General features: G+C 35.2%; 21 protein-coding genes and 2 tRNA genes. 10 read left to right on the top strand and 13 right to left on the bottom strand.

Annotation, left to right across the window (positions count from 1 at the left end; translation table 11 throughout):
* Nucleotides 1-611: 611 nt before the first annotated feature.
* The 10 genes from IPI15_RS11090 to IPI15_RS11045 all read right to left on the bottom strand — a co-directional run bounded on the left by IPI15_RS11090 (nt 612) and on the right by IPI15_RS11045 (nt 8,171).
* A complete protein-coding gene (locus IPI15_RS11090) occupies nt 612-1,298 on the bottom strand; it encodes a protein-L-isoaspartate(D-aspartate) O-methyltransferase (protein WP_287420346.1) in 687 nt (228 codons plus the stop codon).
* 86 nt (nt 1,299-1,384) lie between these two features.
* Nucleotides 1,385-1,966, bottom strand: coding sequence for a sigma-70 family RNA polymerase sigma factor (locus IPI15_RS11085; RefSeq protein WP_287404138.1), 582 nt, complete (start codon nt 1,964-1,966; stop codon nt 1,385-1,387).
* Nucleotides 1,967-2,257: 291 nt separating this feature from the next.
* On the bottom strand, nt 2,258-3,232 hold the full coding sequence (locus IPI15_RS11080; RefSeq protein ID WP_287420344.1) for a polyprenyl synthetase family protein: 975 nt from the start codon (nt 3,230-3,232) through the stop codon (nt 2,258-2,260).
* Between the two features lie 65 nt (nt 3,233-3,297).
* Nucleotides 3,298-4,125, bottom strand: coding sequence for a hypothetical protein (locus IPI15_RS11075; RefSeq protein ID WP_287404142.1), 828 nt, complete (start codon nt 4,123-4,125; stop codon nt 3,298-3,300).
* Nucleotides 4,126-4,143: 18 nt separating this feature from the next.
* Nucleotides 4,144-4,590, bottom strand: a complete 447-nt coding sequence (locus IPI15_RS11070; protein WP_287404143.1) for an META domain-containing protein — start codon at nt 4,588-4,590, stop codon at nt 4,144-4,146.
* A 136-nt stretch (nt 4,591-4,726) separates the two neighbouring features.
* Nucleotides 4,727-5,164: an META domain-containing protein gene (locus IPI15_RS11065; RefSeq protein WP_287420342.1), complete on the bottom strand. Its 438-nt coding sequence runs from the start codon at nt 5,162-5,164 to the stop codon at nt 4,727-4,729.
* Nucleotides 5,161-5,793: an HAD family hydrolase gene (locus IPI15_RS11060; protein WP_287420340.1), complete on the bottom strand. Its 633-nt coding sequence runs from the start codon at nt 5,791-5,793 to the stop codon at nt 5,161-5,163. The genes IPI15_RS11065 and IPI15_RS11060 overlap by 4 nt, the downstream gene beginning before the upstream one ends.
* Nucleotides 5,794-5,846: 53 nt before the next feature.
* Nucleotides 5,847-5,921, bottom strand: a tRNA-Ile gene (locus IPI15_RS11055).
* 123 nt (nt 5,922-6,044) lie between these two features.
* Nucleotides 6,045-6,818, bottom strand: coding sequence for a (Fe-S)-binding protein (locus IPI15_RS11050; RefSeq protein ID WP_287404149.1), 774 nt, complete (start codon nt 6,816-6,818; stop codon nt 6,045-6,047).
* A gap of 18 nt (nt 6,819-6,836) precedes the next feature.
* Entirely contained in the window at nt 6,837-8,171 is a 1,335-nt protein-coding gene (locus IPI15_RS11045; protein ID WP_287420338.1) for a 4Fe-4S dicluster domain-containing protein, read from the bottom strand.
* A 123-nt stretch (nt 8,172-8,294) separates the two neighbouring features.
* Between IPI15_RS11045 and IPI15_RS11040 the strand changes: the two genes are divergently transcribed.
* Nucleotides 8,295-8,798 (top strand): phosphoribosyltransferase family protein, encoded by a 504-nt coding sequence (locus IPI15_RS11040; RefSeq protein WP_287404153.1) that lies wholly within the window; start codon nt 8,295-8,297, stop codon nt 8,796-8,798.
* Nucleotides 8,799-8,801: 3 nt separating this feature from the next.
* Nucleotides 8,802-9,410 carry a class I SAM-dependent methyltransferase gene (locus IPI15_RS11035; protein WP_287420336.1) on the top strand — a complete coding sequence of 203 codons (609 nt, stop codon included), beginning with the start codon at nt 8,802-8,804 and terminating at the stop codon, nt 9,408-9,410.
* 629 nt (nt 9,411-10,039) lie between these two features.
* On the opposite strand, the gene IPI15_RS11030 is transcribed toward IPI15_RS11035, so the two are convergent.
* From IPI15_RS11030 to IPI15_RS11020, 3 genes are read right to left on the bottom strand one after another with little or no spacing between them, the layout of a single operon-like run.
* Nucleotides 10,040-11,215 carry a DUF4407 domain-containing protein gene (locus IPI15_RS11030; RefSeq protein ID WP_287420334.1) on the bottom strand — a complete coding sequence of 392 codons (1,176 nt, stop codon included), beginning with the start codon at nt 11,213-11,215 and terminating at the stop codon, nt 10,040-10,042.
* Nucleotides 11,216-11,224: 9 nt separating this feature from the next.
* Nucleotides 11,225-13,369: a PspC domain-containing protein gene (locus IPI15_RS11025; protein ID WP_287420332.1), complete on the bottom strand. Its 2,145-nt coding sequence runs from the start codon at nt 13,367-13,369 to the stop codon at nt 11,225-11,227.
* A complete protein-coding gene (locus IPI15_RS11020) occupies nt 13,362-13,736 on the bottom strand; it encodes a PadR family transcriptional regulator (protein ID WP_287404161.1) in 375 nt (124 codons plus the stop codon). Before IPI15_RS11020 ends, IPI15_RS11025 begins: the two co-directional genes overlap by 8 nt.
* 1,005 nt (nt 13,737-14,741) lie before the next feature.
* Between IPI15_RS11020 and IPI15_RS11015 the strand changes: the two genes are divergently transcribed.
* The 8 genes from IPI15_RS11015 (at nt 14,742) to IPI15_RS10980 (ending at nt 20,917) form a co-directional block, all read left to right on the top strand.
* The gene (locus IPI15_RS11015; protein ID WP_287404163.1) at nt 14,742-14,984 is read left to right on the top strand and encodes a YtxH domain-containing protein; all 243 of its coding nucleotides are present in this window, start codon (nt 14,742-14,744) and stop codon (nt 14,982-14,984) included.
* A 152-nt stretch (nt 14,985-15,136) separates the two neighbouring features.
* On the top strand, nt 15,137-15,508 hold the full coding sequence (locus IPI15_RS11010; protein ID WP_287420330.1) for a hypothetical protein: 372 nt from the start codon (nt 15,137-15,139) through the stop codon (nt 15,506-15,508).
* A gap of 21 nt (nt 15,509-15,529) precedes the next feature.
* Nucleotides 15,530-16,600 (top strand): hypothetical protein, encoded by a 1,071-nt coding sequence (locus IPI15_RS11005; protein ID WP_287420328.1) that lies wholly within the window; start codon nt 15,530-15,532, stop codon nt 16,598-16,600.
* A 113-nt stretch (nt 16,601-16,713) separates the two neighbouring features.
* Nucleotides 16,714-18,006 (top strand): aspartate kinase, encoded by a 1,293-nt coding sequence (locus IPI15_RS11000; RefSeq protein ID WP_287420326.1) that lies wholly within the window; start codon nt 16,714-16,716, stop codon nt 18,004-18,006.
* Nucleotides 18,007-18,011: 5 nt separating this feature from the next.
* A tRNA-Ala gene (locus IPI15_RS10995) sits at nt 18,012-18,085 on the top strand.
* Between the two features lie 454 nt (nt 18,086-18,539).
* Nucleotides 18,540-18,953 carry a hypothetical protein gene (locus IPI15_RS10990; protein WP_287404172.1) on the top strand — a complete coding sequence of 138 codons (414 nt, stop codon included), beginning with the start codon at nt 18,540-18,542 and terminating at the stop codon, nt 18,951-18,953.
* Nucleotides 18,954-19,028: 75 nt separating this feature from the next.
* Nucleotides 19,029-19,937, top strand: coding sequence for a DUF3347 domain-containing protein (locus IPI15_RS10985; RefSeq protein WP_287420324.1), 909 nt, complete (start codon nt 19,029-19,031; stop codon nt 19,935-19,937).
* 20 nt (nt 19,938-19,957) lie between these two features.
* On the top strand, nt 19,958-20,917 hold the full coding sequence (locus IPI15_RS10980; protein ID WP_287420322.1) for an MbnP family protein: 960 nt from the start codon (nt 19,958-19,960) through the stop codon (nt 20,915-20,917).
* Nucleotides 20,918-20,958 lie beyond the last annotated feature (41 nt).

Below are 20,958 nucleotides of genomic sequence, written 5' to 3'. Positions count from 1 at the left end.
AAATATCTCGGTGCACTGCACCTTGGAGCAGCCTTATTACGAATTCTATAAATATTGTGGTGCGCTGCACCTGGAAAAAAAGCAAAGGTGCAGCGCACAGAAATATTGTCTGTGATAGATTATTAATTTTAATTGCTTAACTTAATAAAATTGAACCTAGAGCCAAGGGGGAGTCTTTGAAAGCAGACCATATTTGTATGATTAACTGCACATTAATATTAGTTATATACCATAAATTAGAAATCTGGAATCAGAAGCCTACCTTCAAGTATGTATTGATGTTGGAGAAGCTTCGGTGGTTATACCTTGCAATATAACAGGTAAGTAGTTTTTCTAACTTATAAAACTATTCAAACTACTTGTTATTTACCTAAAGTTTCTTAGTTGCCTATTATATTGATTATCAATAATATAAATAGAGAATAATTTGTCAAGATAATTAACTGAATTGCTGTAAATCAATTAGTTATTAAGTTTCATATATTTATTAAAATGATATTATTTGCGGGATTCTATCATCGAAGTTTCATTCTAACTTTTGACTTCTAATTTCTACCTTAAAATGATTAGTAGAATTCGTTTTAAAGTTTTTTATACCCCCAAAACTTCAGTTAATAATTGCTGTCAGATTGATGATTAGCAATTCCACTCAGCATCGGAACAAAAAGAGCACTTTCCTTTTCTTCTATTTTGTATGAAGTCTCAGAAGTCTTGGTTAATAGAAGCATCTTTTGGACCTGCAGGTTTCCTTTGGGTAGCACCATGATACCGCCGATTTTTAATTGATCTATTAAGTCGTAAGGTAATTCGTCAGGTGCCGCTGTAATGAGGATTTTATCAAAAGGCGCAAAAACGGGTAGTCCTTTAAATCCATCTTTCAGGTAGGTCTTTACGGCCCCGAATCCAAGTTTCTCCAAGAGTATATTTGTCTTATGATATAATCCCTCTTGACGTTCAATTGTATAAACTCTGGCTCCAAGATGAGATAGTATACAGGATTGAAAACCAGATCCTGTGCCTATTTCTAGGATCTTATCACGTTTCTTAACATCTAATAATTGTGTTTGATAGGCTACAGTATATGGCTGCGATATAGTCTGACTGAAACCAATAGGGAAAGGTTGATCCTTATATGCCATTTCCTCAAAAGCTTTATCCAGAAAGAAATGCCTTGGTACATGTTGAAAAGCATTTAAAATGGCTTCATTTCTGATGCCTTTGCTTTTGAGTGTTTCAATCAGCTTTTTTCTGAGGCCCTTATGCCTGTAATCATCAACGAAAATTGAGTTCTTATACATATAAGGACAAATCTACATATGTAAAACGAAAAAAGCTAATTTATTATGAAATAAATTAGCTTTTTATATTTTGAATTGATTTTAGATCAGATAGCCATGGCTTCTTTCTGAGTCAAGTTGCGTCTGATATTGATGAGCGCATATCTCATTCTCCCCAATGCAGTATTAATACTTACCCTTGTCACCTGACTTATTTCCTTGAAACTCATATCAGCATAGTGTCTGAGAATGATTACTTCCCTTTGTTCAGGAGGTAACGCATCTATCAATGCTTTAATTTTTTCGTGGCTTTGACTTTTTATGATGACATCTTCGTGACTATCTTCAGAATTTGAAAGCACATCAAAAATATCAAAATTCTCAGTGGTACTGATTATAGAACGTCTTTTTGATCTTCTGAAATTATCTACGCAAAGATTGTAAGCTATACGGACAGCCCATTGAACGAATTTACCTTCATGGTTGTATTTACCTTTTCTAAGAGTATCAATAATTTTTATGAAAACTTCCTGGAATATATCCTCAGCCTGATGCTCATCTTTTACGAAAAGATAGATCGTAGTAAAAATCTTGTTTTTATGACGGAATAATAATTCTTCGAAAGCTCTTTCGTTACCTTCTAAATACTGAAGAATAAGATCCTGGTCGCAGATTGTTTTTAATTGCATAACTTCTACTTTTAATTTATTAAGGATAATGAATTGTTGAAAAGTAAAGATTATGCTTATAGGCTGGTTAGAATATTTTTTTTAAAATGTGTAAATGTATTAGATTAAATTTCTGATTCAAAGATATATTATATTTTTTAAAACAAAATACTTTAACACATTTTTAACGGAATAAATTTTGTAAAATTTCTTAGGATCTAATGTTTTCAATGCTTTTGAGGAATAAATTATATTAATAAAATTTTGAATACATTTATTCTTTAAATATTCAATATTGTATTTTAACTTAATTTAACTTTTTCTATCGCGTATCATTTGTGTTATAGTATGAAGCAATTCATTTCTTGTAGCATTTAAATTTAGTGATTTTAATATACTATTTGCATTATCAAAGTAGCTATCAATCTCAGATTGAACGATTTTAAAAAGATCGATCTTTTCAAAAATTGATGTTATTCCTTCGACTTTGTCAATTGGATTCATATCAACATCAGACATAAAGTGATCAAGTTCTGATCTTTGTGTTTGATCGGCTAATTCATGCGCTTTGCAAACCAAAAAGGTTTTCTTGTTCCGTATGAGATCACCACCTTTGACTTTTCCTACCTTATCTTGGTCACCTATTAAGTCAAGTAGGTCATCTTGAATCTGAAAGGCTATTCCAAGGCTTTGACCATATTCAAACATTGATTGGGCCTCATCAGAGGAAGCACCTCCTATACGAGCACCTATCTGCAATGCCATTCCCAGGAATACAGCTGTTTTAAGGCGGATCATTTCTATATATTGTTCAGACTCTACAGATGCACATTTTTCAAATTCCATGTCCATCTGCTGGCCAACACAGATATCAAGTGATGTTTTGTTGAAAATATTAAGAACTTCTCTTAGGTGCTCATCATTACAGTTTTTCATTATATAATCATATGCCATAATGGACATAGCATCACCTGAAATAATTGCCTCGTTAATACCGTATCTAATATGAGTAGCAGGCATACCTCTTCTCAATGAAGCTTCATCCATGATATCATCATGCATTAGCGTAAAATTGTGGAAGATCTCAATTCCGAAGGCGGCATCGAGAACTCTTGTCACATCTGTCCCATAACAACTGTAGCCAACGAGGACCAATAAGGGTCTGATTCTCTTGCTTTTAAGTCCCATTATATAACTAACAGGATTCATAAGTTGAGTCCTCTGCTCTTGATATTGTATATCAGTTTCGAACCGTTCGTATATTTGTACTAGTTGATTAACATCCATAAGCCTGAAAATAAAAAAGGTCGAATTTAAGCAAATCCGACCTTTTTTTTATTATTTTAAAGAGATCAAAAACATTCAGAAACACCACTTACGGCCGGTATAATATCACCTGTACCTACAGTTATTAATTTCTTATCTTCATTCTTAACCCCGTTCAAATTGAACATTAGGTAATTACCGGGCTCTATACCTCTTTCCTTAAAAGTCTTACCCAGCGAACCGTTTTTGTCTTCAAGGCTATATTCGATACCGTCATAGCAAGAAGTAAATGTAAACTTGTCTGCATTCTTATAAACCTTACCTTTATAAGGAGGTATTTTTAAGAATTGTGTTGAAATATTAGTTTCAATACCCTTTAATTCAGCTTCTTTTCCCGGAATTAGATCCGCTTTTTTCCATTCTAATGTTCCTTTTGATTGATCATCACGACCAACAATTTTCCCAATCAATATATCAGTGATTTTGTCACCGTTATAGTAATATTTATAGAATATTGTTTCAGTGCTTTGGACTTCCTTAGATTCAGCATAAATTAGGGCACCATCTTTTCTGTAAAAGCTATAATTACTTGAAGAAGGGGAAGTAGTATTGACTGATGATCTAATTAAACCATTAGATTTTCCACCGAGAATAAGTTTTTTTGATATACCTCCTTCATTAGATTCTCTCATGTCATTTCTTAACCCTTTATTGGCTGTGAATACATAAGCATCAATTGACTTAATATTTCCAGGTAGGACTAATGCATCTTGCATAGTATCTAAACTGCCGACCCTGTTAAAGTTACTATAATCCTTTCCATCTCCATTTTCTACATTTTTCTTGCTTGAATTGCACGAAATTGCAAAAAGAGCTGAGACAAGAAGGACTGAAAAATTAATTTTAAAATTCATTGTTAAACTGACTTATTATTATTTTACAATATTGACTCCTTCCAAAGTAAGAGATAATTCTCCACCTGAATAGAGTTTCAGGATATTTCCTGATAATTCATAAGAATTTACTGAGTTCAAAGCATTGAAAAACTTTTGTTCTTGCTTGTCCTCTCCACACATCATTTTAGTAGCTGCTATATTTGTAAATTGTATTTTCTTAGTACCTTTTTCACTTGTATATCCGCCATTGAAGAGATTGCAACCTCCATTGCCCGAAATAGTACCGGTGCCTTTTTTGTCAGGTAAGGTGAGTTCAAGAGTCCTGCTATTCATCGAACCTGTAGACATGACGTCCTGGATCTTTAGTACAGTCCATTTAGTGCCTGTTAGAAATAGTCCTGTTGAGGATGATTTCGCTTTCTTACTACCGCCGCAAGAAGCTAACAATAGTATTACTGATAAGAAGAAGAATGTGTTTTTCATTTAATTCAATTTTAATTTTTGAAATAAAACGCAAAAATGCTAACTTTTTTTGGGATCAAGGTTATAAACATGAGCTTTTTTTATAATTTGTTAGTCAAGCAGACCATGTTAGATATTTTTAACTATTAAATCATATTCACTTTTTATCTAATTTTCTGAAAATCAGAATTAATTTCTCTCCGGAATATAACTTCAAAAGGTTGTTTTCCAGTTTGTAATTGCTTACCATTTGAAGTTTATCAAAAAATAAGTTATCCATCTGCTGATTTCCTTTATCGCACATCATGTCCTGGGTGATTAATTCTGCTAACTCAAGCGTTCCTTTTGATGCATTTATCTTATAATCTCCGCCATAATAAGTGCAGAAGGAGTCCCCGCTCAAATTTCTTTCCTTATTATTATTCATTGGTTTAAAAGAAAGAGTAACGGGATAAGTCAAGATAATAGTATCTGAACCTAATTTTGTGAGTTGCCATTCAATTCCGGTAAGTTTAAGTTTGGATTCCTTTACCTGGCTGAATGCGCACAAGTTGGTCACCAGAATTAATAGAAAAATGTTTAGTTTACGATTCACTTCAAATAGTTTTGTAGGGTACTCTCCAAATCCTGACTCTTTCTATCAAAATGTATTGCGTTTATTCCTAACGTTATAGCGGATTCGATATTCTCCAACGTATCATCTATAAATAAAGTTTCTGATGCTATCAATCCTTCATTATTCAGCACATATTCAAAACAGTATCTATCAGGTTTGCGAAGACCTATCTCGTGAGAATAGAAACATTTTTTGAATAATTCATTGTACCATTCTTCTTTTGAAAAATGCTTTTGAAGATAATGATCGAACCACTGTATGTGCGTCTCGTTGGTATTACTCAATATGTAACAATTATATTGGGTAGATATGGATCTTAGAAAAGACCATGTGGATGGTTGTATTTCTAATAACATGGCATTCCAGGCAGGCAGCATATCATTGATTAGCGCTGTCTTGACAGAAATCTTAGTTAAATAATTGAAGAATACAACATAAGGGATCTTGCCTGTTTCAAACTTATTAAATGTTTCCCCATGATCCATCAATGACCTATTTATATCCAAGCCGGTGACTTCAGAAAGTCTTTTTGCCGTCAGTGAATAATCGATATCCAGCAGTACATTGCCAAGATCGAAAATGATATTTTTAATACGATTGCTTTTCATAGAATTAGAAAAAGGGTTTTGATTTATAAAGATCAAAACCCTTTGAATGGGGGTGGGCCCACCAGGACTTGAACCTGGGACCCCCTGATTATGAGTCAGGTGCTACTAACCAACTGAGCTATAGGCCCTCAATCCGTAAATTGTGGTGCAAATGTAAAAGTTAAATTGTAATTTTTATAATTTTTTGAGTTATAGACAAGATTAAATGTCTAATCAATAAATAACTACCTAGTAATCAATTTAATATATCTTTACATTGACTTTAATATCATTTCTGATATATCGTAAATAACTACATCATCCTGTTTTTCTTTAGCGTTTATGCCATCCGAGATCATTGTACTGCAAAATGGACAGTTGAGCGCCACAATGGATGCATTCGTGTCAATAATTTCTTCACTACGTTCAATATTGATACGTTCCCTTCCTGGTTCATCTTCCTTAAACATTTGCGCTCCTCCCGCTCCACAACAAAGACCGTTTTTACGGCTCCTTTTCATTTCTACCAAATCTACGTCCAATGCTTCCATTAATTCCCTAGGAGCTTCATATTCTCCATTGATCCTACCCATATAACAAGAATCATGGTAGGTTATTTTTTGTCCTTTGAATGTACCTCCTTGGATTTTAAGTTTCCCTTCCTTTAAAAGTTCATTCAGGTATTGGGTGTGATGCACCACTTCATAATTACCCCCTAGATCGGGATACTCATTTTTTAAAGTATTGAAACAATGTGGACAGGTAGCTACTATTTTTTTAATGCCATAACCGTTCAAGGTCTGAACATTTTGATTGGCCAGCATTTGAAAAATGAACTCATTGCCGGCACGTCTGGCAGGATCGCCGGTGCACACTTCCTCTTGTCCAAGTATGGCAAATGATATTTCCAGCTTTGTCAGGATTTTTGCAAAAGCTGCTGAAACCTTCTGAGCGCGAGCATCATAGCTTCCTGCGCAACCAACCCAAAAAAGGATTTCAGGTGTCTTTCCTTCAGCGACCATTTCGGCCATCGTAGGTATTGTCATTTCTTTCTTATTTGTTTGTTATATTTCTTTAATCCAAGCATCGCGCTCAGAACTCATTTGCCATGGAGATCCACCGTTTTCAAGTGCTGTATACATTGGTACCCAATCTGACGGGCCAGAGCTTTGTGTTAATACTTCGTATCTTCTTAATTGCAGAATGATGTCCAAAGGATTGATTAGAACAGGGCATGATTCTACGCAGGCATTACAAGTGGTGCAAGCACGTATCTCTTCTTTATCGATGTAAGAAAATAAGTCTCTGCCATCATTGTAAGAAATTGGGTTGTCTATTTCGCCACTTTGAGATGTAAATGCTGGATTGTCAAGGTTTTTACCAACTTCTTGCATTCTGTCCCGCACATCCATCATGATTTTTCGAGGAGACAATTTTTTGCCTGTTATATTTGCAGGACAAACGCTAGTGCACCGACCACATTCAGTGCATGTATAGGCTTCTAATAGATTCTTTTGTGTCAATTGGAATATATCATGTGATCCAAAATCTGCAATAGTTTCTTCAACTACCGGGTCAGGTGGAAGTCCTAACATTCCTTTTACTTCTGCTTCTATAGATTCAATATTGGTCATTCTGCCTCTAGGGTCATTCTGAGTGAGATATGTGTTTGGGAAGGCAAGAAGAATATGCAAGTGTTTAGACGTTGGCAGATAGAGTATAAACCCAAATACTACGAAAATGTGCAGCCACCAGCCAAATCCGCTGATCACGTGCAGAAAGTATTCAGGCATATGTCCGAACAACATAGGTCCCAGCCAGCTATTAATGGCAAAAAAGCCTGTTGCATGATATTTCTCAGGGTAATTCATCTCAAGTGCTTTGTCAGCTCCATTGAGGCAGAATATGCCTGTGATGAGTAAGATTTCTCCAAGCAGGATCAAATTGGCGTCCGTTTTTGCCCATCCTTTTAGTTCTTTGCTGTTTAATCGAGGGATCCTTAAAAGGTTTCTTCTCGCAAGAAAAATTATTGTGGCAATAAAAGCAAGGACAGAAAGAACTTCAATGAAACTTATCATAAAAGGATAGAACCAACCTACCCAGGTAGATAAAACTCTGTGACTGCCGGTAAGTCCATCAATAATCTGTTCCATCAGGTCAAACTGTGTGATGACAAAAGCTACATAAATAAATAAATGAAGGACTGCCGGAATAGGCCTTTTGAACATTTTTTGCTGACCAAAGGCTATCAATACCATATTTCTCAAGCCGTCCTTATTCTTAAATGGCTTTACAGGCCGGCCCAGGTTAATATTTCTGTATATTTTGCTATAACTTTTATAAGCCTTACTGAAGACGAAGACGAGAAGTAAAGAAAAAAGTATTTGAGAAATAATCATCTGCTCTATATTCTTTTATAATTTAGCCCTTCTTTACAGTGTGAAATCAAAGCTACGTTAGCTTGAATTGATTGTAGATAGAGCATTGAATAAAAATAGATTTTCTAATGAAAAGTAAATATAATGCAAATACTTAATACCAGCAAAATGATTCAAAAGATCAAAAGGATATCTATCGAGATCCTGGAGCGGAATCTTGGTGAGGAAGAAATATATTTTCTAGGTATTAATAATAGTGGTTATGCCTTAGCAAATATTTTGGCAAAAGATCTTTCTGAATTGAATATCAACACTTTAAAAACTCATGTTGTAAGAATTAAAGTAAATGCCTCTCATCCGACATCTGATGAGATATTACTTGAAAACGTTGAGTTAAGCCATTTAGAAAATAAAAATATCATTCTGGTCGATGATGTTGCCAATACCGGTAGAACATTATTTTATGCTTTCGCACCATTAATGAATATTATTCCAAAGAAATTGGAAGTAGCTGTAATGGTCGATAGGGAGCATAAACTTTTTCCGGTTAAAGTGAATTATGTTGGCTTATCACTCGCTACTACATTGATGGAAAATATTCAAGTAGATCTTTCTGACGTTTCTACGATGAATGCAATATTGGTATAGGTTATGTTTATAGCTGAATTAAGTTGGTACAAAAAATTATCACGTCTTAGATCGCTTTCGCTGGCGAAAAAAGTCGGAAAATATATTAAAAATAATACGCTGTTGCTTGACTTCGGCTGCGGAAATATGTTTACTGCAAAGGAGTTGGTCAGTTTAAATCCTACATTGAAAATAGTTGGATTGGATATTGTTGCGGACCAGAACCTCAATCTTTCCAACAATAATAATCAGTTGAGTTTTGTGCAGAGTGGCAGTCAAATATTGCCATTTGAAGATAACTACTTTGATCACGTCTTAGCATTGGCATGTCTGCATCATACTGAGTACCCTGAGAAATACGTCGAAGAACTGAAAAGAGTTATTAAGCAGAATGGCACAATTATCATTGCTGAAGAAATGTATATCAATCAATTGGATAAATTATACATATCCGGAAGTGATTTTATCCTCAATAAGTTAAAAGAGGACATTCCTGTTCCATTAAATTTCAGATCGAATAAACATTATGAACAGGTATTTAAGAATTTGGGGTTGCAAGTTAAGCACAAAAGCAGCTTAAGATTATTTCCAAACTTCATGCATCATTATATTTATGTGCTGAGTAGGAACTGAATTTTCAGAGGAATTCGATAAATGTAAAGCTCTTGATATCAATAAAATTAGAAATTAGAAATCAGAAATCAGAATGAAACTCCGATTGCTATTCAGTGCGGGTGAAACCTTTAAGTTAAAATGAAAAGATTTAAAATTTAAATAGACTATTTGGTATCGGGGTGTTTATAACAATTTGCACAAAGGGAAAAAGAAAAGACTTAGCGAATAAAGATTCCTCGCTTCGCTCGGAAAGACTTTATGTCGATGGGATTGGGTATAAAATGGGGTGGCGCAGCCACCCCATTTTATACCCCCTCAAAACAAATGTTTTGTCATTCCGACTGAAGGGAGGAATCTGCCAAAATAATGGATGAGCCATCAAAGCTTGATCTTAATTAATTGCATGACTTCTACGAAATGGAATTATATAATTGGTCTTGTTTATATTTGCGTTTCGTATTAATTGATATTATAATGCAGGTATGTTTAAAATAAAATGGAGATTCTGTAGGGACAGGTCGCGACCTGTCCCTACAGAATCTCCATTTTATTTTATGGTAATATGCGTTTTAATCCTTCTGCTACACAAACATAATTATACTCAATCTTGTGCACTAATTGTTTCAGTGGTTAATGGTAGCTAAAAACTACGTATGCTTCCCAAGCACAGTCTTTTTCATATGAGCTAATAATCCATTGACAGTGGCCGGGCCGCGATTGTGCAATTCGTAATCGTTCATTGGCTTTTTATCTATATCATCTTTCAGCTCATTGGTTTGATCAAAGATTTTATTGATGGATTCCAAATTAGATTGATGCATAGCATCTGCATATTTTTTTGCTTCGCTGTATTTCTTTTCAAAAACTTCTCTGTCTAAATTTAATAAATATCCTTCTTCGAGGACCAATCTTTGATTATAAACAGTAGTATTTAGCAATAGCTTACTCAATATTGGAGCCAGTTCGATTAACATTATAATGGAAAGCAGGAGGAAGTACCTCCACCTCAACGCCACATTTGCTTCGATTAAGTGCTGTAATGCCTCTATTCTCGCTAAAAATCCATCACCAGCTTGTTTGTCAAAAGCTGCGATTTTATTATTCTGGATTTTTGTGAGCGTATCCAACTCAGTATTGATCTTATTAAGTAGTGGGGTAGAAGAGGACTTAAATAGGGTGGATTGCTGCAATGCAAGATCATATTCAGTTTTTTTTGCTTTTGCAATGGCTGCTATACCTACCTTTCCTGTTCCTCCGGATCCATCCGTTTCAGCCAGAAAGGAAGACCTTAATTTTAGTGTTTGCGTGTCAAGCGCATTCTGAATACCGGCCAAAGAGTCACGTTGGGCCAATAAAGGAGCCATTTGAGGTAATAATGAACGCTTTACTTCTGCCACTGTCTGCTGCTTCTTTACTTCCTGATCAAAAGTCAACTGTACATCAATGTCTTTCTTAAAAAGATACAATAGAGCTGGTTGAGCCATAAATGCTCCTAAACACAAAGCTAGGGCAACTCTAAATATGATGGGTCCAGTTTTTTTATTCTGTCCCGTACCCTGCATTCCTGCGATCAAAACTCTGTCAATAGTAAGTACAATTCCTCCCATGAGGAGTCCTCCAAGTAAGACAATCAATACATTATCAACCACAGTGCTAAAGAAATATGCCCAAACAGCAGTTGCAAAGATCCATGTAAATAATATTGAAAGACCTATCAAACTAAATTTTCTTTGTTCCGATCTGTTTCCGTCTAATAGTTCAGCGTCAGCTGAAGAAAGCCACCACAGAATTTTATCTGTGGTGGTGTGTTTTTGTTCGTCCATTTATAGATTTTAGTTACAGTTGATACATTTTAGTCCCTTTGGACCCATGAGTAGCAACTCATTTTTTACAAAACGCCAATTACCTGGTATTTCGTCTCTATCGTACTTTATTTGTGAATCAAAACCATTAACATTATCATCAAACCTGATTTTTGCTCCTACAGGCAACAATAAAGTTACTTCCATTGAAGGATTTATTGCTTTGAGATCTCTATTAATAAATGCTGCGTTCGAAAATATAAATTCATTGCCACTTTGCTTGAAAGCATAGTATTGGTCGAAATTTTCACTGGAAACATTACGTGTTCCATAGAATTTTAATTTTTTCAAAATATGAATCATGGAATCACTGCTTTGGTCAACATTAAAATCAATCTTTTCAAATTTCATTTTATCTCCACCTGCACCTATGATCTTATCAAAACTTATTAATAATTCACGATTTTTGTCAAAGTTGATATCTGCCTTATTGTCAATGCTTTGTAACAAAGCATCTTGTGGAATATCTTCATTTGAAATGTAGTCCTCATAACTTTCCTGTTCTACCATAGATCTAAGCTCAGACTCAGTGCAGTTGGCACATTGAAGGCCGGCAGCTGTCATTCTGTATTGTTTACCTTCTATATATTTCCAACCGTCTTTCATTTGGTTTTTGTCATACGCAATGCTTCCAAGTTTCCACTCCAGCTCTCTTGATATAGTAATAATTTTGCCTATCGGAACGAAAAGGTCCACTTCTACTTGTTGAAATCTATATTTACAATCTTTGTCAATTGTATAAAAACTAGGTATTTCCAATTCGTGATCGTTCAAAGGAACAATTACATATTCTACACAGTCTGCATTGATCTTAGCCTGTTTACTGTTACTGCCTCGTGATTTAATTCTTTTGGTCACAGACCATTGCTGAGACTCAGCAGGAAATATATTCAATTTGAGTTCATGGTTGATCTGCAGTTTGTCATCATTGGCTATTTTAAGATCGCCAAATTGGATGTGCGCATTATCATCATTTCCATCTATCGTTTTGAGGGCAACGATCTCACTTTTCAAACCTCCCAAATCTTGCTTAACTTCCTGCGTGTCAGCATTGCTGTATTCCTTGAAAGTAGTGGCTCCTAATATTACGAAACAAACCAGATTCGATAACCAGAAAACCAACAAGCTTTGCTTTAGATTCCTGCTAATGCGTGTTTTGAAAACCAATTTAAGTGCTGAAAAAACTATGAAAGCAAGTGGTACTCCCAGAATTATAAAGCTGTTGACGCTAGCAATGAAATTAACGACAGGTGAGGAGGAGCTGATAAATTGTAGAATTGGCGAAGCTAAAACAAATCCAACAATCATTGAGATCCATACTCCTGCAAAAATCAACAATAATAAAGCGCCTATTATAACTACTAATGGTCTAAAAAAACCAACAATTTTGGCAGCACCAATTTTGATATTTCGTTCCAGATCAATATTTGGACCTGCGGCCCTGAAAGACTTTTTTCCGCTACCCCCCAATCTTTCAGAGATATCATCAGTAAACTCAGTTAAATTTGAAGAAAAATTGTTGATCTCTTTTTCAAGATATTCTGCAATATTACTCACAGTGATTTTTTCACCTTTCATAGCAAGATAATCTGCTGATGTCTTAGCTTCCGGAATAAATATCCACATGATAATGTATAATGGCACGGCAAATCCTCCTGTCACAGTAAATGCTATAAAAGCAAGCCTTACCCACATCACGTTTTGTATGCCGAAGTAAGCAGCTATTCCTGCACATACACCTCCAATTTTTTTCTCGGCAATATTTCTGTAAAGTTTTCTGGTCGAGCTTGTTTTTCGTCCGGATTGTTTACTTTGATTACTTGTATCGAAATCTTCACCAGGGAGATCTATGGATTCCGCACCAAATTCTTCAGGTCTACCCATTGTTTTTATGGCAAATTCTACATCAGCAGTCGTAACTATGGATTTTGTTTCAGTTTTTTCCTGCAATAATTCACCCAACCTTATTTCGATATCAGTAATGATCTCCTGATAACTATCTGAGTATGCAAAATGATTTTTGATAGAAGAAATATAACGTTCTAGTAGGTCGAATGCCATTTCGTCCATTGTAAATGGGAAGCCTCCGAGATTAATATTTATGGTCTTATTCATGATCTTTAATGTTTTTTGTAGTTTGAGAGACGACTTTTACTAATTGATTCCAGCTTTCGAGTAATTCTGTCAGAAGTGTTTCACCTGCAGCAGTGATTTTATAATATTTTCTTGGTGGCCCACTATTGCTTTCCTTCCATGAATATTCTAGTAATCCTCCATTTTTGAGTCTAGTAAGAAGTGGATATACCGTTCCTTCAACTACAAGCAGTTCATTTTCTTTGAGTTTATTGATAATATCGGTGGTGTATAATTCCTCTCCCGAAATTATTCCTAAGATACACATCTCTAATACGCCCTTGCGCATTTGAGCCTTTGTGTTCTCGACTTTTAAAGTTTCTTTTTCATGCATTTCATTGGTACTCATATCATGATTTTTGATTTTGTTGTTTAATATTAAATATCACCTTAAATCTTGCTTAATTTAATTTCTTATCCGTGATGGTACAAAGATAATACAAAGATATAGTATTATGTATTACTTAGTACTATCTTTACGATAATATATTGTAAAAAACAGATGTATGCAATGGATTGTCCGATGAAAACATAGAGTGATGGGATGATCAGTAATCAGTAATCAGTAATCAGTGATCAGTGATCAGTGATCAGTGATCATCAGTGTCAGTTCGTAATCAGCAATAAGAAATCAGAATCGAATCAGAATCAACCATTGAGTGCTGAATAAGACTATATGTGCCTTGTTACCGCATATAAATCTGTGCCATCCGTGTAATCTCTATAATCCGTGATTCAGAAATAAGTAATCAGCAGCGTACACAGGGTAATCAGAAGAATGAATCGAAATCAACCATTGAGTGCTGAATAAGACTATATGTGCCTAGTCATATAAATCTGTGCCATCCGTGTAATCCTAATAATCCGTGCCAATAAGAAATAGTGAATCAGTAATCATCAGTGATCAGTAATCAGAATCAGAACTGAGTGCTGAATTAAAACCATAGTTGCCTAGTTCCCGCATATAAATCTGTGCCATCCGTGTAATCTTAATAATCCGTGATTCAGAAATCAGAATCATCAATCCATGGGCCTTTACCGAACAAATCTGCTCCGATAATCCTATAATGCCGTGATTCAGAAATTCTCACCTTCTCACCTTCTCACCCTTTCACTTTCCCACCTTCTCACTTTCTCACCTCCTCACCAATTCCATAAAAGCAAAACCAATATTTTAATCATAATATGATGTTAAGTTTAAATAGAATTTTAAAATTTGGAACTTTAATATAATTTAGAACATTTAAGAAGTATGTAACATTTATGTTTGTATGCACTGCAATAATTAAATAATCAATCCGTTTAATTTGGCATTGCATATAGATCAAATTATAAAATCAAATAAATTATTATCATGAGTAACGACAATGGAAAAACAGTTTTGGCACTTTTTGCAGGAATAGCAGCAGGAGTTGCCTTGGGAGTTTTGCTTGCACCTGAAAAAGGGGAAGAAACCCGCACTAAAATTACGGATTCTGCAAACAAGATTTCTAATGACTTAAGAGAAAAAGTTTTAGAAGGAATTAATAAAATTCGTGCAAAGAAAGATGAATATGCTCAGTCAACATCTGATCTTGCTGACGAAATCCTATCTTAAGTTTAGAATCCAACTAAAAAGATAATAAGTATCGGAAATAATTTTTTCCGGTACTTTTTATGTTTTTATATAAGCTAAATATTTACTTTAAATAATCCAGTTGAAAAACTTGTCACCCAACAGTTTATAATCCTTACTTTAATATTTTTAATATGAATTCTACACTTGTGTTAAAACCGGAAGAATCTGCAGAAAAGCAAAAGAATGATATAGATGTAATTGCCATTGCAGTTGATGTATTAGTGCCATTTGTTCTTGATAACTTTTTGTTCAAAGGCACCAAAGGCCGTCTTATGAAGCTGGTTGGAACTGTTGCTGCCCAGCAATTAATCAAAATGCTGGCTAAATCGAAAACAGTAGACGATATCCTTGATCAATTAGAAGCCTGGTTGCAGCATCCTTCTAAAAAACCAGCTAAACCTTTTCCAGCTATTGGTGATGCTGTTCGTCAAAATAGCAAGAAGTATAGAACACGTTCTAAACCTGAAGACTACTATGACCCAGAAAGAGAGATGTTCTATTAACTGGTTGATTGATTGATTATTATGTGCAAGACCTTTTTTCTCACTGTTTCAGTGATATTAATTTGTGTAAGCGCTCTTAGTGCAGAGACACAATTTTTTTGGGGTGCTTTTCAGTTCAAATTAGTTGAAACAGGTACAGACAATTATACTGCTTTTGCAGATATCAGGTTATCTGAAGCAAGAAATCTTGGAAAAATCGAATTCCAGTTGTTCGAAAAGGATAAACAGTTGGGATCATTATCTGAAAGGCATTTATTCTTAAGAAAAGGTGAAGATAATTTCACTAGAGATTTTGCCTATCAAAAACATCACGATCGCCTTACTGATACTGAATTCATCAACATTGCTTCTAACCTGGCAGCCAGGGACAAACTAATTTGCTATTTAAAGACTTCCAACAATAAAATGTATAGTCTCATTCTGACGATTAAAGCGGATGCACCTGCTTATCGACCACCTGTCGTGGTGCCATCATTTAGCAAAATCACACATTTTAAATATCAATTGGTAACGAAAGGTGATGGAAACCAAGTGCTTAAGTTGGATACAACATTGGCGGAAAATAAATCTATACTTAACGCTTATCGTAATATATCCAAAGTTAAGATCTCGCACATACCTAAATATCAGACCTCAACGAATTTTATAGAAGAATTGGATTCTGTTATATTTTTAGGGAAAAGGAATCTTTTTATACATCCAGTTAATAAACCAAAATACGAATATCTCGCAGCTGCAATAGAGCCTATTGAGCTTACCGAGACTATTAATCCATCGATCAATTGGAATAAAATGATCGCTCAGCCAGACAGTCCGGTATTTTCAATGGAATATTTGAAAGGCATTTTAGAGCATAAAATATCTTATTTTGATGGTCCAAAGAAGTATGATATTGTATGCATGAGGTTTACCTATTTTGATGGTAAAAAATTAAATAAATCTTATTATTGGGATGAGACAAGTGAATACCCATTTGAAGAAATTAAGGATCGGATAGAACCTTTTTCTATGATCATTGATAAAATTATTATAAAAGACACTAAGCAACATACTGTTTATATACCTCAATCTTTCTTATTCAACTTCGAATAAAGCTTCCGGAAATTTGACTTTTCAAAATTTATTTATTGACTTCTTACAATAAGTTGATATTATTTCAGTTTTTTGCACTTTATTCCGTGTAAAAACACAGAGCTTTTCGGATAATGAAAAAACAAACCAACGTATTTAAGTTCGGTGGAGCGTCTATAAAAGACGTCGATGGCATCAAAAATGTTGCCGGTATTTTGGCTTCACGTCAGGAAGAACGAATAGTCATCGTCATTTCTGCTTCAGGCAAGACGACCAACCATCTGGAAGATGTAATGAATGCTTATTTCAACAAACAGGCTGATGTCCGTGAGAAGATCGAAGTGGTCAGAAGACATCATTTCGGTTTGATAGATGGATTATTCGAACCTGGAGATGAGGTGTATGCGCTTGTCAACGACCTTTTTGTGGAGATCGACTGGATTGTCGAAGAAGAGCCCAAGCATGACTATGATTACATCTATGATCAAATGGTCAGTGTCGGAGAGTTGCTTTCCACTAGAATCGTTGCCTCCTATCTTAATAAAATAGGAATTCCAACAGCATGGGTTGACGCGCGAGATATCATCAGGACTGACGCCACGTATCGTGAATCTCAAATTTTGTGGGAAGACACAGAAAGATTGGTAGAAACTACGCTAACTCCTTTATTGGATGCAGGAAAGTTTGTCATCACGCAAGGATTTATTGGATCTACGGATGATAACCAGACTACAACCTTGGGTAGGGAAGGGTCAGATTTTACTGCGGCCATTCTTTCTTATTGCCTTGATGCAGTGAAGATGATCATCTGGAAAGATGTGGAAGGTGTGTTGACTGCTGATCCTCGCTTATTTAAAAATGTCCAGAAATTATCCAGGCTATCCTATAAGGAAGCCATTGAAATGACTTACTATGGTGCATCGGTCATCCACCCGAAGACTATCAAGCCATTGCAGAATAAGAATATTCCACTTTACGTTCAAAGTTTTATTGATCCGACTATCGAAGGAACATACATCGGTCCTGACGTGGATGATCACTATCCTCCCATTGTTGTATTGGAAAGAAACCAGACATTATTGCACATAGCCACACGCGATTTTTCATTTGTAGTAGAGCATCACATGGCATATTTGTTCAAGACATTTGCTGAATTGAGGATATTCATCAACATGATGCGGAATACGGCCATCAGTTTTACGGTATGTGTTCCAGACCTTCCGGAAAAGATCGAAAAACTTAAAGCCATACTTGACAAAGAATATTCTGTCACTGTAGAAAATGACATGGAACTCATTACTATTCGCCATTATCAGGAGGAAGTACTGAAGAGTTTGACGAAGGGTAAAATTGTCTTATTGGAAGAAAGATTAAGAAATACCGTTCAAATGGTCGTAAAAAACATACCTTTAATCGAACGTATATAATACGAGGGGGATTAGCTCAGTTGGCTAGAGCGCTTGCCTGGCAGGCAAGAGGTCACCGGTTCGAGCCCGGTATTCTCCACTACTCTCACAAGGGTTTTGAGGTTTTTGTCTTGAAACCCTTTTTTATTTGCATATTTTTTGCATACAAAATCAGTTTTAATTTTGAAATCGAAAAGAAATATAAAATATTTACAAATTGATTTCAATGTGGGTCTCTTATAAAAATATTTTTAACTCCCTGCTTCCAAGGTTTGATTTTATTTATAATTGCAGGGTTGTTATGTGAATGATTAAGGTGTTAAATTATTTAGGTCTATCCAAAAAATAATTTTCAATATTAACTTGGGGGGGGTAGGAAAAAAACAGCCCCCCGTTGTTCATAAGGCCGGTTGTGGTTATTGATGTTTGAGTATTATCTAAATTATTTTTCATTTTTAATTTGCCATTTTTGCAACCAACCAGAGGTCTACTCCATCATTATTGAACTTTAATTCTTGTTTACACTTTAATAGAATTGACTATCTTTGCAAAACATGTCTAAAAACTGCTACATTCTCTTGCTAATATTAAATCTGGTGCTATCACCGGGTGTGATTTCTGCATGTGGTTCCGGACACAATACTGAAGAAAAATCATGTTCAGTCAGTGAAAAAGAAGGATCAAAATCCTGTTGCAGTAAAAAGAAAGTAAAATCAGATTCCAATTCATGTTGTGGCGAAAAAAATAAAGGATGCTGCTCCGATACCTCCGGTTGCAATGGCAAATGCAAAAATTCCTCCTGTAAGTGTCCTAATTTTTCTGCGCCATTTACACTTCCAGCAATACAAGAAGTTGATCTCGGCCTGGCTAAAGTGGACTTTTTAAAACTTAACTTTTATTGCCCGGATATTCATCTTTCCGCTGGATTCCTCTCCAGTTGGTTACCTCCTAAGATAAGCCTGCTCTAATCTTGACAGCCACAGGTCTGTCCTTTTAAGTATGTAGTCACCTTTCATACAATTTTTTCACATTAAATAATTATAATGAAATCAATAGGTAATCTATTGATAGCAATGTCAATATTGCTATCCCTTAATGCATGTAATGCACAAATAAATAACTCTAAAACTGAATCAGTCAAAATATACGGCAATTGCGGAATGTGTGAAACCACAATCGAGAAAGCCGGAAATGTTAAAAAAATAGCCAAAGTTGATTGGGATGAATCGACCCAAATAGCTACTTTGACTTACGATTCCGAAAAAACAACCAGGAGCGAAATTTTAAAAAGAATCGCTTTGGCCGGTTACGACAACGATGAATTCCTCGCCCCGGATGATGTTTATACCTCACTTCATGGATGTTGTCAATACGACAGGGTTAAAAAAGTAGAATCTGAAGAGAAATCTTCTGCACCTGAAAAACATGACGTCCATATGAACCACATTGAAATGGAATCCGGGAAAATGGAAGAGAAACCGAAAGCAAAAATAACTGAGCAAGTTCCGCAACAATTATCGGATGGTGGATTGAAAGCGGTATTTACACATTATTTTGAAGTTAAAGATGCTTTGGTTGCTACTAATAAAGCAAATACTGCAGCTCACGCGAAAGAACTCATGTCGGCTTTAAATAAAGTAGAAATGAATCAGCTTTCTGAGGAAGTACATATGGTATGGATGAAAACTATGAAAGATCTTCAGATTGATGCTCAAAATATTTCTTCTGCAAAAAGCATTGATAAACAAAGAGACGCTTTCCAAAGGCTATCATCCAATATGTATAAGTTGATCAAAGTCTCTGATCCCGAATCTCCGGTGTATTATCAGCATTGCCCAATGTTTAACGATGGAAAAGGTGCCAATTGGTTGAGTAAGGAAAATGCAATCAAAAACCCGTATTACGGCTCTCAGATGATGACATGCGGTAAAACAGTGGAAACAATAAAGTAAATAATCAAAACAAAAAAAACATGAAAAACATATATAAAATACTTTTTATATTACTTGCAATGACAGGTAGTTCTTATGGTCAGAAAAATACTTACCTCAAAATAAATCACTTTCTCGGAGATGAACAATTTGCTATAGGTAAGAATGCAGGCAATAATCTGGGAAATCAATTTAACTTTTCAAGATTAGATTATTTTATTTCCGGCATAAAGTTACATCATGATGGGGGTGAAATTCACGATCTTTCAGATGTCTATATTTTAGTTACTAAAGGGGAAGATGTTGACGTACTTCTAGGCAATCTACACATAGAAACCCTTGATTCAATCTCATTTTACATTGGAGTTGACAGTGCTAATAATCATGCAGACCCGTCTCTCTGGCCTTCCAGTCATGCACTAGCGCCTAAGTTTCCAGAGATGCACTGGGGCTGGGCATCAGGATACAGGTTTGTTGCTATAGAAGGTAAATCCGGCTCAAACTTACAGTTTGACTATCAGATCCATGGTTTAGGTGACAATCTTTATAAAAGTACTACAATAGTGACAGGAGGAAATGATGACAACGGAGTTCTGATCATTGAACTTGACGCGGATTACACACAGGGATTGAAGGATATTAATATAAACAAAAACCTCATAGTGCATGGATCGACGAAAGAGGCTATACCTTTATTATTTAATTTCAACAATAATGTATTTACCGCAACTCAATCCAGCGCCTCGCGTAAAGACTTAAGCATTGGTAAGTTGGTAGTTACTCCTAATCCTATGGTGAATGGGAGCACTATTGTAAAATTGAATTCAGATCAAATGATCAATTCGAAGATAAGGGTATTTGACTCTTCCGGTAAAATGGCACTTGAGATAAACAAACCCGGCTTGAACAATGATCTGAACCTGCAAATGCGGGGGCTGTATTTTATAGAGCTGATACAAAATGGAAAAGTAAGTTACAGGTCAACTGTTATTAATCCATAACCTGATTTTGTCGACAATAATATTTAACCGGTGTAAATAAA

Source organism: Candidatus Brachybacter algidus, assembly GCF_016707225.1.
Taxonomy (GTDB): domain Bacteria; phylum Bacteroidota; class Bacteroidia; order Chitinophagales; family Saprospiraceae; genus Parvibacillus; species Parvibacillus algidus.
Note: the sequence above shows the minus strand (reverse complement) of the source record. Positions and strands in the feature narration are given on the sequence as shown.